Source organism: Pseudooceanicola sp. NS-SX8, assembly GCF_057380755.1.
This window is the reverse complement of record NZ_CM170819.1, coordinates 4,165,792-4,179,129: the sequence shown is the minus strand read 5'-3', so window position 1 is coordinate 4,179,129 and position 13,338 is coordinate 4,165,792. Positions and strand designations below refer to the sequence as shown.

The window sequence follows — 13,338 nt, the reverse complement described above, 5'->3', positions numbered from 1 at the left end:
GTCATGCTCTTTCGAATCCGCGTTGAATTTCCCAGTCGGTCACGACCGCGTCAAAGGCCTCCTGCTCCCAGTCGGCGGCGCGGGTGTAGTGATCGACGACCGCGTCGCCAAAGGCTTCGCGCAGGAAGGTAGAGTTGGTCATGGTTTCGCGGGCGGCCCGCAGCGTGGAAGGAACCTCGGGCACGGCGCCCTGTTCGTAGACGTCGCCGGTCGCCGGCGGGGCCAGTTCAAGCCCCTCTTCGATACCCTTGATGCCGGCCGCCAGCTGCACCGCCATGGCCAGGTAGGGGTTCACGTCGGAGCCGGGGATCCGGCATTCCATGCGCACGGCCTTGGATCCTTCGCCGCACAGGCGGAAGCCCGCGGTGCGATTGTCCACGGACCAGACTGCCTTGGTCGGCGCGAAGCTCCCCGCCTGGAAGCGCTTGTAGCTGTTGATGTTCTGGGCAAGGAAGAAGGTGTACTCCGGCGCGTACTTGATGATGCCGGCGCAGTAGCTCTTCATCAGGGCGGACATGCCAAGGCTGTCCTCGGGATCGTAGAAGGCGCTGGTGCCGTCCTTCCAGAGCGACTGGTGGATATGCGCGGAGGAGCCGACTTTCTGCGGGTGCCACTTCGGGATGAAGCTGGCGGCATGGCCTTTCAGCAGGGCGACGTCCTTCACCACATGTTTCGCCAGCGCATGGTAATCGGCCGCGAGGAGCGGCTCGTCGTAGCGGATGTTCAGCTCTTCCTGGCCCGTCTCGGCCTCCCCCTTCGTGTTCTCGACAGGGATCCCCATGGCATAGAGCGCGTTGCGCACGGGCCGCAGGACGACTTCGTCCCGCAGGGACAGCTGGATCGAGTAATCCTCGTTGTAGGGAGACAGGGTTTCCAGGTCCTTGAACCCGGACTTGCGGATCTCGTCAAAGCTCTTCTCGAACAGGAAGAATTCCAGTTCGGTTGCCATCTTGGCGGCATAGCCCATGCCCTCCAGCCGGGCGATCTGTGCCTTCAGCATGGCGCGGGGGGAGTGGGGCACCGGGGCGTGGTGGTGGTGATCCTGGATGTCGCAAAGCACGATCGCGGTTCCGTCGAGCCATGGCGCGGGGCGCAGCGTCGACAGGTCCGGCTTCATCACGTAGTCGCCGTAGCCGCCCGCCCAGCTGGTCGCGGCATAGCCTTCGACGGTGTACATCTCCAGGTCGGTGGCCAGCAGGTAGTTGCAGCAATGGCTTTCTTCCCAGGCGGAGCCTATGAAATGCGCCGCGTGGAACCGTTTGCCCATCAGGCGGCCCTGCATGTCGATGACGCAGGCAAGAACCGTGTCGATCTCCCCCGCGGTCACCTGCTCCTTCAGTTTCTCGAATGTCAGCGCAGCCATTTTCTCATTCCTCCTGACCTGCAAGAGGCGGCCCGGGAGGGCCGCCTCGATATTCCATCGCTGAAGCGGCGATCAGCCGAAGGTGTAGGGCGGGCCTGCCTTCGAGATGACGTCGTTGTAGTCGCGGAAGATCTGCACCAGCTTCGCGGCCACTTCGCCTTGCTCCGCCATCTCGTCCCAGAAGGTGACAGCGGCATCTTCGACCTGCTTCCACTCCTCGGCGGGGATCGAACGCAGCTGCAGCTTGTCGCCCTGGGCACGCAGGCGGGCTTCCCCACCCCAGTACCACTGGTTGCGGTAGGTGTGCGAGGCTTCGATGCAGGAGGAGACGATGACCTTCAGATGCTCCGGCAGGTCGGCCCAGCGTTTCTGGTTCACGAAGAACGAGCCGATCCAGGCGCCCGAGATGTTGTTGGTCAGGAAGTAGTCGGTCACATCGGCCCAGCCCACGGTGTAGTCTTCCGTGATACCCGACCAGGCCATGCCGTCCAGCTCGCCCGTCTGAACGGCGACCTGTGCGTCCTCGTAGGGGATGTTCACCGGCACCACGCCGAACTGCGACAGGAATTCACCGGCGGTCGGGAAGGTATAGAGCTTCAGCCCCTCGAGGTCGGCCAGCGAGGTGACTTCCTTCTTGGTGTTGAAGTTGCACGGGTCCTGGCCCGCGGCGGAGAGCCATTTGACGCCGACCTTGGCGTATTCCTCTTCCCAGATCTCCGCCAGGCCGTACTGCTTGAAGAGGACCGGCACGTCGAGCGCGTGCTTGGTGGCCAGCGGGAAGTACCCGCCGAACTGGCGCAGCGGGGTCGGCGAGGCCATGGAGTCGTCGTCCGAGTGGACGCCGTCGATGGTGCCGCGCTGCAGCGCCTGGAACAGCTCGCCCGTGGGGACGATCTGGTCGGCGTAGTAGAGTTCGATTTCCAGCTCGCCCTGTGCCGCGGCGTTGATCGCGTCGATGGCGGGCTTGGTGACTTCCTGACCCAGGGCCGAACCGGCGTAGGTCTGGAAGCGCCACTTGATGGCTTCTTGGGCGCGCAGGACGGCCGGCGCGGCCAGGGCCGCGGGAGCCGCCATGGCGGCGCCGCGGAGGAAGGAACGTCTGTTGGTCATGTGGGTACTCCCTATTGAGGTTGATCGAACGCCCCGCTTCGATTGCGGGGTCTGGTTTTGTTATTGGTAGACGTAGTTTGGCAGCCAGGTGGCAATCTCGGGGAAGATCATCACGATGATCAGCGCCAGCACCATCACGCTGACGAAGGGCGCGATGGAGCCGTAGATGTCCTTGAGCGAGATTTCCGGCGGCGCCATGGCGCGCATCAGGAAGAGGTTGTAGCCGAAGGGCGGCGTCATGTAGGCGATCTGGCAGGTGATCGTGTAGAGCACGCCGTACCAGACCAGGTCGAAGCCCAGTTCGCCCACCAGCGGCACGTAGAGTGGCGCCACGATGACCAGCATGGCCGTATCGTCGAGGAACGAGCCCATCACCAGGAAGCTCAGCTGCATGATGATCAGGATCATCCAGGGGCTGAGGCCCAGCTTGTCGGTGAAGAGGAAGGAGATCGCCTTGACCGCGCCCAACCCGTCGAAGACGGCGCCGAAGGCGAGGGCGGCCAGGATGATCCACATGAACATGCAGGAAATGCCAAGCGTGTTCCGGGTCGCCGTTTCGAAGATCTTCCAGGACATCCGCCCCTTCAGCACGGCGGCAAGGAAGGCGGCGATCGCGCCAATGGCGGAGGCCTCGACCAGAGAGGTCCAGCCCTTCACGAAGGGGATCATCATCACGGCGAAGATGCCGACGGGCAGCAGGCCCGCGCGCAGCAGGCGCATCTTTTCCGCCCGGGTGACTTCGGCGCGTTCGTCCTCCGAAAGGGTCGGGCCAAGGGTCGGGTTCAGGTGGCAGCGGATGACGATGTAGAGGATGAAAAGCGCGGCCATCATCAGGCCCGGGCCGACGCCGGCGAGCCAGAGCTGGCCCACGGGCTGACGCGCGATCATGGCGTAGAGGACCAGCACCACGGAAGGCGGCACGAGGATCCCGAGCGAGGATCCCGCCTGGATCACCCCGGTCACCATCTTCTTGTCGTAGCCCCGCTTCAGCAGCTCCGGCAGCGCAATGGTGGAGCCGATGGCCATGCCGGCCACGGACAGCCCGTTCATGGCGGAGACGAGAACCATCAGGCCGATCGTGCCGATTGCCAGGCCTCCCTTCACCCCGCCCATCCAGACGTGGAACATGCGATAGAGGTCGTCGGCAATCTTGCTCTCGGACAGAACGTAGCCCATGAAGACGAACATCGGCAGCGTCAGCATCGGGTACCACTTCATGAGCTTCATGAGGGCCCCGTAGCCCAGGTCGTAGCCGCCCCTGTCCCCCCAGAGCAGCAGCGCCGCGACCACGGCGACGAAACCGATTGCGCCGAAGACACGCTGACCAGTCAGCAGCATCAGCATCATGGTGGAGAACATCAGAAGGGCGATCAGTTCATAGGACATCTCAGATCTCCTCGCCGCGCAGGCGCAGGATGTCCTTGAAGAACTCCGACAGGACCTGCAGCAGCATCAGGAACAGGCCGATGACGGTGATGAGCTTGATGGGCCACATGATTGGTTTCCAGGAGGAGGGGGAGCGTTCGAGGTAGCCCAGCTTTTCGGCAGCAGCATCGGGTCCGCCGCTGAAGAAGGCGCCGATCAGCCCGGCGAACCATTGCAGGGGCGGATCCATGAAGTTGCCGAGGGAATAGGCGAGGGAGGCCAGGCCGCCGTAGATCATCACCCCGAGGTAGAAGATCAGGAAGAACACGGTGAAGGCATCGAGCCAGGCCTTCCTGCGGTCCGACAGCTCCGAATAGATCAGGTCCATCCGCACGTTGGATCCAAGCTGGATCGAGTAGGGGCCCCCGATCAGGTAGTAGGCCACCATGACGAACTGGGCCATCTCGAGCGTCCAGAGGGACGGCAGGAAGAAGGTCTTGGAGATCGAGGACCACAGCAGGATCCCCATCAGCACGAACAGGCCGAACATGGCGATGCGGCCGATGAGCCAGTTCATTCCATCGATCCAGCGAATGTAGCCACGCATCAGTTTCATGCCTGCGCTCCGGTCTCTGCCGGGCCTTCGCAGGTCGCCAGCTTTGCCAGCGAACGGCTCAGCGCCGCGCAGAGCTGCTCTGCCACTGCGGCCACGCCATCTGCATCGGCGATCAGGTCGTTGCGGACTTCGATCATCACGTTGAGCCGGCCGCGGGCGATCGCATGTTCACGCAGGGTGTGGGTTACGCCATCGGTCGCGGAGTAGGGGGCGTTGAGCTCTGCCTTGCAGGGGCCATCCCAGCTTTCCATCAGGGCCAGTGCCAGTCGCGCGTCGCTGTCGTGCAGCAGACCGATTTCGGTGGACCGCGGAGTTCCGAACCAGGTGGGCGTAAAGGAGTGGATGGTCACCAGGGCTCCGCCGTGCCGGTCCAGGGTGGTGCCAAGCGCCTCCTGGAAGGGGCGATAGACCTCGGACACGCGCGCATCGCGTTCCTCTTGGGACATGTCCTGGTTGCCGGGCACCCTGATCACCTCGGACTGTTGCGGCATCGCGCTGTCGGAGGAGGGAGGGCGGTTGCAGTCGTAGACAAGTCTGGACACGCGGGAGGCGACCAGCGGCGCACCCATCCGGTCCGAGATCTCCAGCGCCAGGGCCAGCGCGCCCGGGTCCCAGGCCGCGTGGCTCAGCCTGTCCTCTTCGGACAGGCCCAGGCCGTTCAGCGATGCGGGGATGGCCGGGCTCGCGTGTTCGCAGCTCAGCACGATAGGTCCGGTCCCCTCGGGGAGGATCACCTCTGCCGCGGGTCCGAAGGACGTGTCCAGGATATGAGAGTCATTGCCCACCATGGGCGCAGGGAAACCGCGCGCGCACCGACCTGTCAATTCATTTCTGTAGACATGACTACAGGTCGTGGCTAGTTTGTAGTTATTGCTACAGAGCCGGATGGAGACCTTGGGCAATAAGCAGGCAGATCATGCTCGGATGCCCCGAACGCGGGAGGAGCCCCCCTCTGTCCGGCAGCTCATAACCTCGGGCACGCTGCATCTGACGGCTGCGGAACTGCGGGTGAGCGAGGTCCTTTTGAAGGACTATCCGATGGCCGGGATGCAATCGGTCACCAAGCTGGCGGAACAGGCGCATGTCTCTACGCCTACGGTCATTCGGATGGCGCGAAAGCTTGGTTTCGAAGGCTATCCCGAATTCCAGAATGCCCTGCGGGACGAGGTGGCGGACAGGATCAAGGCGCCCGCGTTGAAGCGGGACGCGCGCGGCGGGGACGGGCATGTGCTGCATCGCTTCGCCGATGCGGTGATCGGCAACCTCACCCGCTCACTGGAAAGGATGGACCCCGCGACCTTCGACGAAGTGGCGGATCTGCTTTCGGATACGGAGCGGCCTGCCTACTTCCTCGGCGGGCGTATCACCGGATCCGTGGCGGCCTATTTCCACAATCACATGCAGATCATCCGGGCCGGTGTGACCCTGCTGGATCAGGGCCCGAACGTCTGGCCGCACTACCTGTTGGACATGGGGGCCGAAGCGGTGCTCGTGCTGTTCGACATCCGCCGCTATGAAAAGGACCTGCTGCGCTTTGCGGAGTTGGCGCAGGAACGGGGTGCCACCATCGTTCTTTTCACCGATCAGTGGGGATCGCCCATTGGCCGGGTCGCCAGCCATGTCTTCCACCTGCAGGTCGAAGCGCCGTCGAACTGGGACAGCACGATCGCGATCATGGCCGTGGTCGAAGCGCTGATCGCCGAGGTTCAGGCGAAACGCTGGGATGAAAGCCGGGAACGCCTGGATGAACTTGAGGCGATGTTCTCCACCACCCGGGTCTTCAGGTCGGGGCCCTGACCCCGTCTGGGTCAGGCAACGCCCCGCAATTGGGTCACCCCGCGGTCAGCACCGCAAGGCGCCGGAGTGCCAGTTGATAGCCCTGGGTGCCGAAGCCCGCGATCACCCCGTCCGCACGTAGCGACACGTAGGAGTGGTGGCGGAAGCTTTCCCGCTTGTGCACGTTGGAGATATGGCACTCGATCACATGGCCTTCGAAGGCATTCAGGGCATCGAGGATGGCAACCGAGGTATGGGTGTAGGCACCGGGGTTGATGACGATGCCTTCGCAGGTGCCGCGCGCGGCATGGATGCAGTCGATGATGCCGCCTTCGTGGTTCGACTGGTAGAAGTCCAGCTCCAGACCCAGGTCGGCCGCCACTGCTTCACAGTCGCGGGCGATGTCGTCGAGCGTTTCATGCCCGTAGATCTCCGGTTGGCGTTTGCCGAGGAGATTGAGGTTCGGGCCGTTGATGATCTGGATCTTCGCCGCCATGTGGGTCCTCCTTGCCGAGCCACGGATGCCGTGGTGCCTGCACTTCCCTAGAGTTCCGGGCGCGGGACCGCAAGTCGCGCCGCCATTTGGCGCCGCGTTCGCCTTCTGCGGGTTTTGATCCGTCGGTCAATCTTCTGAGGCGACATTAAGGTGTCGGTGCCCGGTTTTCGCCACAATTGAGCCACTCATTGACCCGCAAGCCCACCCATTTTGGCCATCGCGGAATGGTTATGATCCCCCCAACGGCCCAAAGAGGCTCCGACCAGACTGGCGCAAAGCCACAGGGGGTAGACGGAATGAAAAGCTGGGGAAACCCCTGCGCGGGAGTCGCGCGGGTCTTCGGATCCGCTCATGAGGGACAGTCCGGCTATGGTGCCGCGCCTCAACCCTGGGACTACGTTGCCAAGCCCTTGCGCAGATGCCTGGAAGGCGTGGATGGCGGCGGTCTGGATCGCAGGCTCGCCTTCGATGCAGAGGGCCCCGTTGCAGAGACCGAAAGCCCTTTTGCTGGCCGCCGTGTCGGGACCATGCGGGTCGACGGGCGGCTCAGGCTGTTTTCCGTGGATCATGCGACCTCCTTCATGCCCGGTACCATGGTGGGTACCCCGCGCGGGATGCGCCGGATTGAAAGCCTGCGCCCGGGCGATGAGGTGAATACGCTCGACAACGGACCCCAGAAATTGCTGTGGGCCGGGCGCCGAAAGGTGGCGGGGCAGGGAAAGAGCGCGCCAATCCTCCTGCGGCCTGGAGCCATCGGGAACCATACCGCAGCCTTGCTTGCGCCGTCCCAGCATCTTGTCCTGGTTGATCAGGCAATCCGGTTGCTCTTCGGCAGGGACCAGGCGGTGGTCACCGCCCGGCATCTGCTGGACGGCGACAGGGTGACCCGCAAGCCGACAGGGGATCTGGATCTCGTCCTGTTGCTGTTTCGGGACTACCAGGTCCTGGACCTGGGGGACATGGGGCTGGAATGCGCAGCGCCTGTCGCGCTTTGTGAACTGACGGCCGAAGAGCAGGCAGAGGCCAGGCGCCGCGGCGCAGGGGGCAAGCAGGTGAGCCTGCAGACGGCGCGCAGCGTTCGGATCGGCCTGACGGGGTATGAAAGCCGGCTCCTGCGCGCCATGATGTCCGCCGAGGACCTTGTGCAAAGCTTCGGCCGGTTTCGGCCCTCTCCCGTTCCTGCGGGCTGACGGTCACATCCCTTCAGCGGGTGCGCGCGATCCTTGTCAGGGCCGAAAGTGCTTCCTCTTCGTCGAAGGCAAGGCCCAGGGCGGAGCAGACCGGCGCCAGGCTGCCCACTCTTCCTGCCATCAGGTCTTCTGCGGCGATCTCGAACACGGTGATCCCGCTTCGGCGGAGCGCGTTCAGCCGGTCAGCGTAGCAGTTGCAGAAGGGTTTCCAGAATTCGGGACTGGTGGAGTGCTGCCTCATGAAACTCGCGCGGGAGAGCGAGGAGAGCACCGCGTCGCGTTCGCGGGTGACGATGACCCAAGTGGCCGCAGGGAAGGCCCGTGCGAAAAGCGGCCAGAGCAGCGTCAGCTTCGGGTCCTTGTACCCCCAGGGGCTTCGACCGTCGTAACCTTCTTCTTTCAGGGCTTTCAGCATGCGGCGGCCTAGCGCGGGGCAGGGCGGCAGGGACTCCGTTCGGGGCAGGGGGGCCACGCCTCGGGGATCGGCGCCAAGGGCGCTCAGCACCGGCTTCAGCTGGGTTTCGCGAAGCCGCCGGTTCTCGAAGTAGCCTTCGGGGTTGTCCGCGTTGCCGGGGATGGTCTCGCCGACCCAGAGGCCAAGCGCGGCCAGCACCCGCATGGTCATCGAGGTGCCCGATCGCGGCAGACCTGTCATGAACAGGGGACGCAACGCCGGCGGAGTATCCTGGGGCGGTGTCCTGTGTCGGGTGGGCAGGGCCTCTGCCGGGCGGCTGGCCCAGGAGGTTCTGGCGGTTGCAATCCAGTCGGTGACCGCGCCCGCCGACAGCTCCTCCTTGCGGATCGTTGTGGCGGAGGGAAAGACGGATCCGGCGTCTTCGGTCGGGCCCCAGAACCAGTGGGCTGTCCTGTTCATGATTGCCAGAACAGGCACACCGGCAAACCCGGCCATGTGCCAGTTTGCACTGTCGACGGAAATGACGCCGGCAAGAGGGCGGATCATGTCGATGGTCTCGATCGGATTGGCCGTGATATCGGCCAGCGGGATCTGGCACCGCGGATCGGCCAGGAGGATCTTGCGCTCTGCCTCGGTCAGGTCGAACTGCAAGGCCAGGAAGCGCGCATCCAGCGGCAGCATGTCCAGCATGAAGCGCAACGGGATGTGGCGTTCCTCCCGCCTGTTCTGACCGGATCCGCCCCGCCAGCACAGACCGAATACCGGGGTGTCAAAGGCATGTCGTGTCGGCCGGTCCAGCTGGATGCCCGGGGAGACCTTTCCCGTGCGCCGGTAGCCGCGCGCCACGAAATCGGCGGCCAGGTGGCCCCGTGGCTTGCCAAGTTCGGTCGACAGCCTGCCGGCAGGGGTAAAGCTTGCGTCGGGGAAGTATCGCCGCACGAGCGGGCCGTACTTCGGAAGGCCAGTGAAGGCGGATCGTTCATGGGCGCCCTCTGCCTTCACATGGGCCAGGTGAAACAGGACGTCACCCAGGCCCTGTTCCAGCACGATCAACCCTGCGTCCGTCGACGGATCCGGGCCGAGCGGGGCGTGTTGCACCGTGTCTGGCAGAACCTTGGGGAAATTGATCGCGCGCCAGCGTTCTGCATAAAGGGGAAAGCCCATGCCGTAGCGGTGTGCCCAGATCTCGTGCAGGCCTGCGGAGGTGCGGAAATCGGCCAGTTCCCGGGTCCCGTTCGACGGATCCATTCGCAGTCGCTTTGCCTGGGCCGGATCCCGCAGCCGCAAGGACAACCTGTAGCGCATGGGGGCGTGACGGTGGGTGGCCATCTCCCGGTTAAGCTGCCGCGCGGCCTGCAGATCCCCGACCTGGTAGAGAGCGCAGGCGAGGCGCAGGTAATCCAGCGCATCGGCCTGGGATGGCGTCAGCTGGGCACGCGTCTTCAGCAAGGGCAGCATCAGATCCCAGCACTGCGATATGCGCCCGGAGGAAAAGGCCGCCTGCGCCGACTTGAGCTGCTCTGCCGGTTCGGGGGGGCGACGCCTCTTCTTGGTGACGGCCGGGCCGTCGCTCATCTGTCTTTCACTTTCAGCAGCTTCGCGGGGCGCACCCGCTCTGCTGCCTCGAACAGGGAAAACGTCTGGTTCACGTAGTTCACAGCCCCGCCGATGTGATCCATGTAGGTCTGCAGGTCCTCGGTCAGCTCTGCCTCGACCATCTGGACGGTGCGATCGGGGCCATCGGCCTCGAACTGGCAATAGAACAGGGGGTCGCCGCGCCGGATGACGATCGGCTTCGTGGTGTCATGCCATTCGAAGGCCCACATCAACGGCCGGGGCCACAGGTTGATCGGAAAACGCCCGCCGAAGATCGTCCCGGGCAGTGGGGTCTTCCGGTAGTACATGTAGGCTTCGAGCTGGGTCAGATAGACCGGTTCATCGGTGATGAAGTAATACGGAAGCTTCAGCTGGATGATCGGACGATCCGGATAGCGCCACTCGCTTTCGCTCACCAAGCTGATGCGTTTGCCCAGGGTGGACCCGCGGATGGAGGATGCGTCACCGGACAGGTTTCGCAGGACCGGCTTTTCATCCTTGTTGCGGGTGAAGCCCAGGTTCACGTCGAAGGGGCAGAGCACCTCGAAATAGCGGCTTTCCAGCCCGACCACGGCCGGACAGCGAGAGGCGGACTTGGCATGGTCGCGGCGCGCGTCGCGGGAGTGAACCCGGCGCGGCGGTTCGTAGATGACGGGGGCATCGGTCTTGCCCAGCAGCCAGCCGATTTTCACCGGGCCGGAACCGGGGTCGGTGGGGCCGCGCTGATAGGTGACGGTAATGTCCATGGGGTCTCCTCCGCAGCGGGCGCGTTGGCAGAATGGGTATCCCGTCCGCCCCCTTCACGCAAGGATTTCAGATGCCTGCACCCTGCGGCCTAGGGCAGCACGCTGAGCCAGAACCAGGATGTGAAGAGGCAGACGCCGGTGGCGATCAGCAGGCCCGAGGCGGCAGAGCGCTTGGCCCGGTCGTAGATGCTGGCAAAGACGTATGTGTTGACACCTGGTGCGACGCAGGCGGTCAGCACGGCGGAGCGCAGGCTGGCCGTCGAGAGATCGAACCACTTTCCGAGCGCCCAGGTGATGCCCGGGTGGACCATCAGCGTCAGCACGCAGATCATGCCGATCAGGCGCCAGTCGCCCTCGATCTTGTATTGAACCATGACGCCGCCGACCGCGAAGAGCGCGGCAGGCAGGGCGGAGCGGGCAATGATCTGCATCGCGTCATCCACCGGCTGCGGGATGGAGAGGCCGGACAGGTTGACGACGAAGCCACAGAGCAGGGCGATGACCAGCGGGTTGGTGAAGATCTGGCGGAGGATCCGCTTGACCAGCGCGCCAACGGCAAGGCCCTGGCCTCCGGCCCGCGTCAGCTCCATCGCGACGATCCCCAGGGTGTAGCCGAAGGGCGCATGCATCGCGATGATGGCGAAGTTCCCGTCCAGCGCACCGTGGCCGAAGGCGCGTTCCGTGATCGGCACGCCCAGCATCATCGAGTTGGAGAAGAGGCAGCAGAAGCCGATGACCACCGCATCCTCCGGATTTCGGCCGATGAGCCGCGCGCCGATCAGACCCAGGAAGAAGCAGGCCGTCGCGCCGACGTAGAAGCTCAGCAGCAGCGGGGCGTGGAACTGCTCTCCCAGATCGAAGGTGCTGATGGCGAGGAAGAGCAGGCAGGGGAAGGCGACGTTCTGGGTGTAGGACATCAGCGCTTCGGAGACCGAAATCTTCAGCAGCCCCGACCGTGTCGTCACATATCCGGCGCCGAGCACGAGGAAGATCGGCAGGATGATGTTGAAAAGCGCGCTCACCGCGGATCCCGCCGATCAGATGTCATAGGAAATCTGCAGGCCGTCGTAGGCCGGCACGATGTGGTCGGGCGTCTCCGCCGAGAGCGTCTCGTAATCGAGGTCGATGTGCATGTTGGTCATGACGGCGCGATCCGGCGCCGCCCGTTCGATCCAGGCCAGCGATTGTTCCAGGTGCGAATGCGTCGGATGAGGATCGCGGCGCAGCGTGTCCAGGATCCAGCAGTCAAGCCCGGCGCAGGCTTCCCAGGCTTCATCGGACATCTTGGCGACGTCCGGAAGGTAGGCCAGGTCACGGATCCTGAAACCGAGCGCGTCGATGGAACCATGGTTCACGCGGAAAGGCAGCAGGGTGATGGGGCCGCCGGCGCCGTCGATGGTGAAGGCGCCCTCGATGGTGTTGAGTTCCAGGATCGGCGGATAGGGCGATCCGGCAGGCTGCACGAAGACATAGCCGAACCGGCTGAGCAGGGCATCCTGGGTGTCTCCATCGGCCCATACCGGCAGGCGGCGGCGCATGTTGAAGACCACCTGACGCAGGTCGTCGATGCCATGCACGTGGTCGGCATGCGCATGGGTATAGGCCACGGCATCCAGCTCCCCGATGCCGGCATCCAGAAGCTGCCCGCGCATGTCGGGGGAGGTGTCGATCAGCACGCGGGTCGTGCCGCCGTCCCGCTCCTGCTCAACCAGAAGGGAGCAGCGGCGGCGTGTGTTCTTGGGGTTCTCGGGGTCGCAATCGCCCCAGTGGCCGCCCAGGCGGGGAACCCCGCCGGAAGATCCGCAGCCGAGGATCGTGAAGCGCAGGGTGCCCATCAGGCGGCTTCCTCCTGCCAGGTGCGGACCTTGGTGAAGAGCCGGTCGAAGTTCGCCTGGGTCTGGGCGGCGAAGGCGGCATAGTCCATGCCGAAGACCTCTGCGCCGACCTTTGCCGTCAGGGCGGAGTAGGCGGGCTCGTTCCGCTTGCCGCGATGCGGCGGCGGCGCGAGGTAGGGGCTATCGGTTTCCACCAGGACACGGTCCGCAGGCACGGTGGCGAAGAAATCGCGCAGTTCCTGGCTTTTCTTGAAGGTCGTCACACCGGACATCGAAAGGTAGAACCCGAGGTCGAGCGCCTTGCGGCCCAGATCCGGACCGGAAGAGAAGCAGTGCATCACGCAGGAATAGGGCGCGTTGCGGTATTCCTCTTCAAGGATCTGCGCCATGTCCTCATCCGCGTCCCGGGAATGGATGATCAGCGGCAGCCCGGTTTGCGCTGCGGCCGCGCAATGCAGGCGCAGGCTGACCTTCTGTGCCTCGGCACTGTCGGCAGTGTAATGGTAGTCCAGCCCGGTTTCGCCGATGCCCACGAGCTTCGGGTGTTTTGCCAGTTCGACCAGCTGATCGAATGTGACCGGCTCCTGTTCCGCGACGGACATCGGATGAAGCCCGAAGGCCCAGAAGATCGTCGCGTTGGCCTCGGCGATCGCCCGGACCTTGGGAATGGATGCCGTCTTGGTGCAGATGGACACCATGCGCGTCACCCCGGCCTCGTGGGCCCGGGCGATCACCTGGTCCAGTTCGCCATCGAAATCCGGGAAGTCGAGGTGGCAGTGGCTGTCGGTGATCTGGGGTGCGTCGGTCATGTCTGTCCTGATGGTCTTGCG

13 protein-coding genes are annotated in these 13,338 nt (G+C 64.4%); 2 read left to right on the top strand and 11 right to left on the bottom strand.

Features of this window, described 5'->3' with window-relative positions:
* Position 1: 1 nt before the first annotated feature.
* From AC2IR1_RS19065 to AC2IR1_RS19045, 5 genes are all read right to left on the bottom strand, one after another.
* Positions 2-1,363 (bottom strand): glutamine synthetase family protein, encoded by a 1,362-nt coding sequence (locus AC2IR1_RS19065; protein WP_486473556.1) that lies wholly within the window; start codon positions 1,361-1,363, stop codon positions 2-4.
* Between the two features lie 72 nt (positions 1,364-1,435).
* Positions 1,436-2,473: a TRAP transporter substrate-binding protein gene (locus AC2IR1_RS19060; protein ID WP_486473555.1), complete on the bottom strand. Its 1,038-nt coding sequence runs from the start codon at positions 2,471-2,473 to the stop codon at positions 1,436-1,438.
* Positions 2,474-2,533: 60 nt separating this feature from the next.
* Positions 2,534-3,859 (bottom strand): TRAP transporter large permease, encoded by a 1,326-nt coding sequence (locus tag AC2IR1_RS19055; RefSeq protein ID WP_486473554.1) that lies wholly within the window; start codon positions 3,857-3,859, stop codon positions 2,534-2,536.
* Position 3,860: 1 nt separating this feature from the next.
* Positions 3,861-4,454 (bottom strand): TRAP transporter small permease subunit, encoded by a 594-nt coding sequence (locus AC2IR1_RS19050; RefSeq protein ID WP_486473553.1) that lies wholly within the window; start codon positions 4,452-4,454, stop codon positions 3,861-3,863.
* On the bottom strand, positions 4,451-5,242 hold the full coding sequence (locus AC2IR1_RS19045) for an N-formylglutamate amidohydrolase (protein WP_486473552.1): 792 nt from the start codon (positions 5,240-5,242) through the stop codon (positions 4,451-4,453). Before AC2IR1_RS19045 ends, AC2IR1_RS19050 begins: the two co-directional genes overlap by 4 nt.
* Before the next feature lie 136 nt (positions 5,243-5,378).
* Between AC2IR1_RS19045 and AC2IR1_RS19040 the strand changes: the two genes are divergently transcribed.
* Positions 5,379-6,251 carry a MurR/RpiR family transcriptional regulator gene (locus AC2IR1_RS19040; protein ID WP_486473551.1) on the top strand — a complete coding sequence of 291 codons (873 nt, stop codon included), beginning with the start codon at positions 5,379-5,381 and terminating at the stop codon, positions 6,249-6,251.
* 34 nt (positions 6,252-6,285) lie between these two features.
* On the opposite strand, the gene aroQ is transcribed toward AC2IR1_RS19040, so the two are convergent.
* Entirely contained in the window at positions 6,286-6,726 is a 441-nt protein-coding gene (aroQ, locus tag AC2IR1_RS19035; protein WP_486473550.1) for a type II 3-dehydroquinate dehydratase, read from the bottom strand.
* 296 nt (positions 6,727-7,022) lie between these two features.
* On the opposite strand from aroQ, the gene AC2IR1_RS19030 reads away from it, so the two are divergent.
* Positions 7,023-7,916, top strand: a complete 894-nt coding sequence (locus tag AC2IR1_RS19030) for a Hint domain-containing protein (protein ID WP_486473549.1) — start codon at positions 7,023-7,025, stop codon at positions 7,914-7,916.
* A gap of 13 nt (positions 7,917-7,929) precedes the next feature.
* Here the strand turns inward: AC2IR1_RS19030 and AC2IR1_RS19025 are convergent, their stop codons facing one another.
* The 5 genes from AC2IR1_RS19025 to AC2IR1_RS19005 form a co-directional block, all read right to left on the bottom strand.
* Entirely contained in the window at positions 7,930-9,906 is a 1,977-nt protein-coding gene (locus AC2IR1_RS19025) for a sulfotransferase (protein ID WP_486473548.1), read from the bottom strand.
* A complete protein-coding gene (locus AC2IR1_RS19020) occupies positions 9,903-10,673 on the bottom strand; it encodes a hypothetical protein (RefSeq protein WP_486473547.1) in 771 nt (256 codons plus the stop codon). The genes AC2IR1_RS19025 and AC2IR1_RS19020 overlap by 4 nt, the downstream gene beginning before the upstream one ends.
* Positions 10,674-10,762: 89 nt before the next feature.
* Positions 10,763-11,695: an AEC family transporter gene (locus AC2IR1_RS19015; protein ID WP_486473546.1), complete on the bottom strand. Its 933-nt coding sequence runs from the start codon at positions 11,693-11,695 to the stop codon at positions 10,763-10,765.
* A gap of 15 nt (positions 11,696-11,710) precedes the next feature.
* Positions 11,711-12,508, bottom strand: a complete 798-nt coding sequence (locus AC2IR1_RS19010) for an MBL fold metallo-hydrolase (RefSeq protein WP_486473545.1) — start codon at positions 12,506-12,508, stop codon at positions 11,711-11,713.
* Complete coding sequence (locus AC2IR1_RS19005; protein WP_486473544.1) at positions 12,508-13,317, bottom strand: TatD family hydrolase; 810 nt, start codon at positions 13,315-13,317, stop codon at positions 12,508-12,510. The genes AC2IR1_RS19010 and AC2IR1_RS19005 overlap by 1 nt, the downstream gene beginning before the upstream one ends.
* Positions 13,318-13,338 lie beyond the last annotated feature (21 nt).

Bases quoted from the DNA above. Each gene is read 5' to 3' on its own strand.
- AC2IR1_RS19065 (WP_486473556.1), bottom strand. From the start codon at position 1,363: ATGGCTGCGCTGACATTCGAGAAACTGAAGGAGCAGGTGACCGCGGGG.
- AC2IR1_RS19060 (WP_486473555.1), bottom strand. From the start codon at position 2,473: ATGACCAACAGACGTTCCTTCCTCCGCGGCGCCGCCATGGCGGCTCCC.
- AC2IR1_RS19055 (WP_486473554.1), bottom strand. From the start codon at position 3,859: ATGTCCTATGAACTGATCGCCCTTCTGATGTTCTCCACCATGATGCTG.
- AC2IR1_RS19050 (WP_486473553.1), bottom strand. From the start codon at position 4,454: ATGAAACTGATGCGTGGCTACATTCGCTGGATCGATGGAATGAACTGG.
- AC2IR1_RS19045 (WP_486473552.1), bottom strand. From the start codon at position 5,242: ATGGTGGGCAATGACTCTCATATCCTGGACACGTCCTTCGGACCCGCG.
- AC2IR1_RS19040 (WP_486473551.1), top strand. From the start codon at position 5,379: ATGCCCCGAACGCGGGAGGAGCCCCCCTCTGTCCGGCAGCTCATAACC.
- aroQ (WP_486473550.1), bottom strand. From the start codon at position 6,726: ATGGCGGCGAAGATCCAGATCATCAACGGCCCGAACCTCAATCTCCTC.
- AC2IR1_RS19030 (WP_486473549.1), top strand. From the start codon at position 7,023: ATGAAAAGCTGGGGAAACCCCTGCGCGGGAGTCGCGCGGGTCTTCGGA.
- AC2IR1_RS19025 (WP_486473548.1), bottom strand. From the start codon at position 9,906: ATGAGCGACGGCCCGGCCGTCACCAAGAAGAGGCGTCGCCCCCCCGAA.
- AC2IR1_RS19020 (WP_486473547.1), bottom strand. From the start codon at position 10,673: ATGGACATTACCGTCACCTATCAGCGCGGCCCCACCGACCCCGGTTCC.
- AC2IR1_RS19010 (WP_486473545.1), bottom strand. From the start codon at position 12,508: ATGGGCACCCTGCGCTTCACGATCCTCGGCTGCGGATCTTCCGGCGGG.
- AC2IR1_RS19005 (WP_486473544.1), bottom strand. From the start codon at position 13,317: ATGACCGACGCACCCCAGATCACCGACAGCCACTGCCACCTCGACTTC.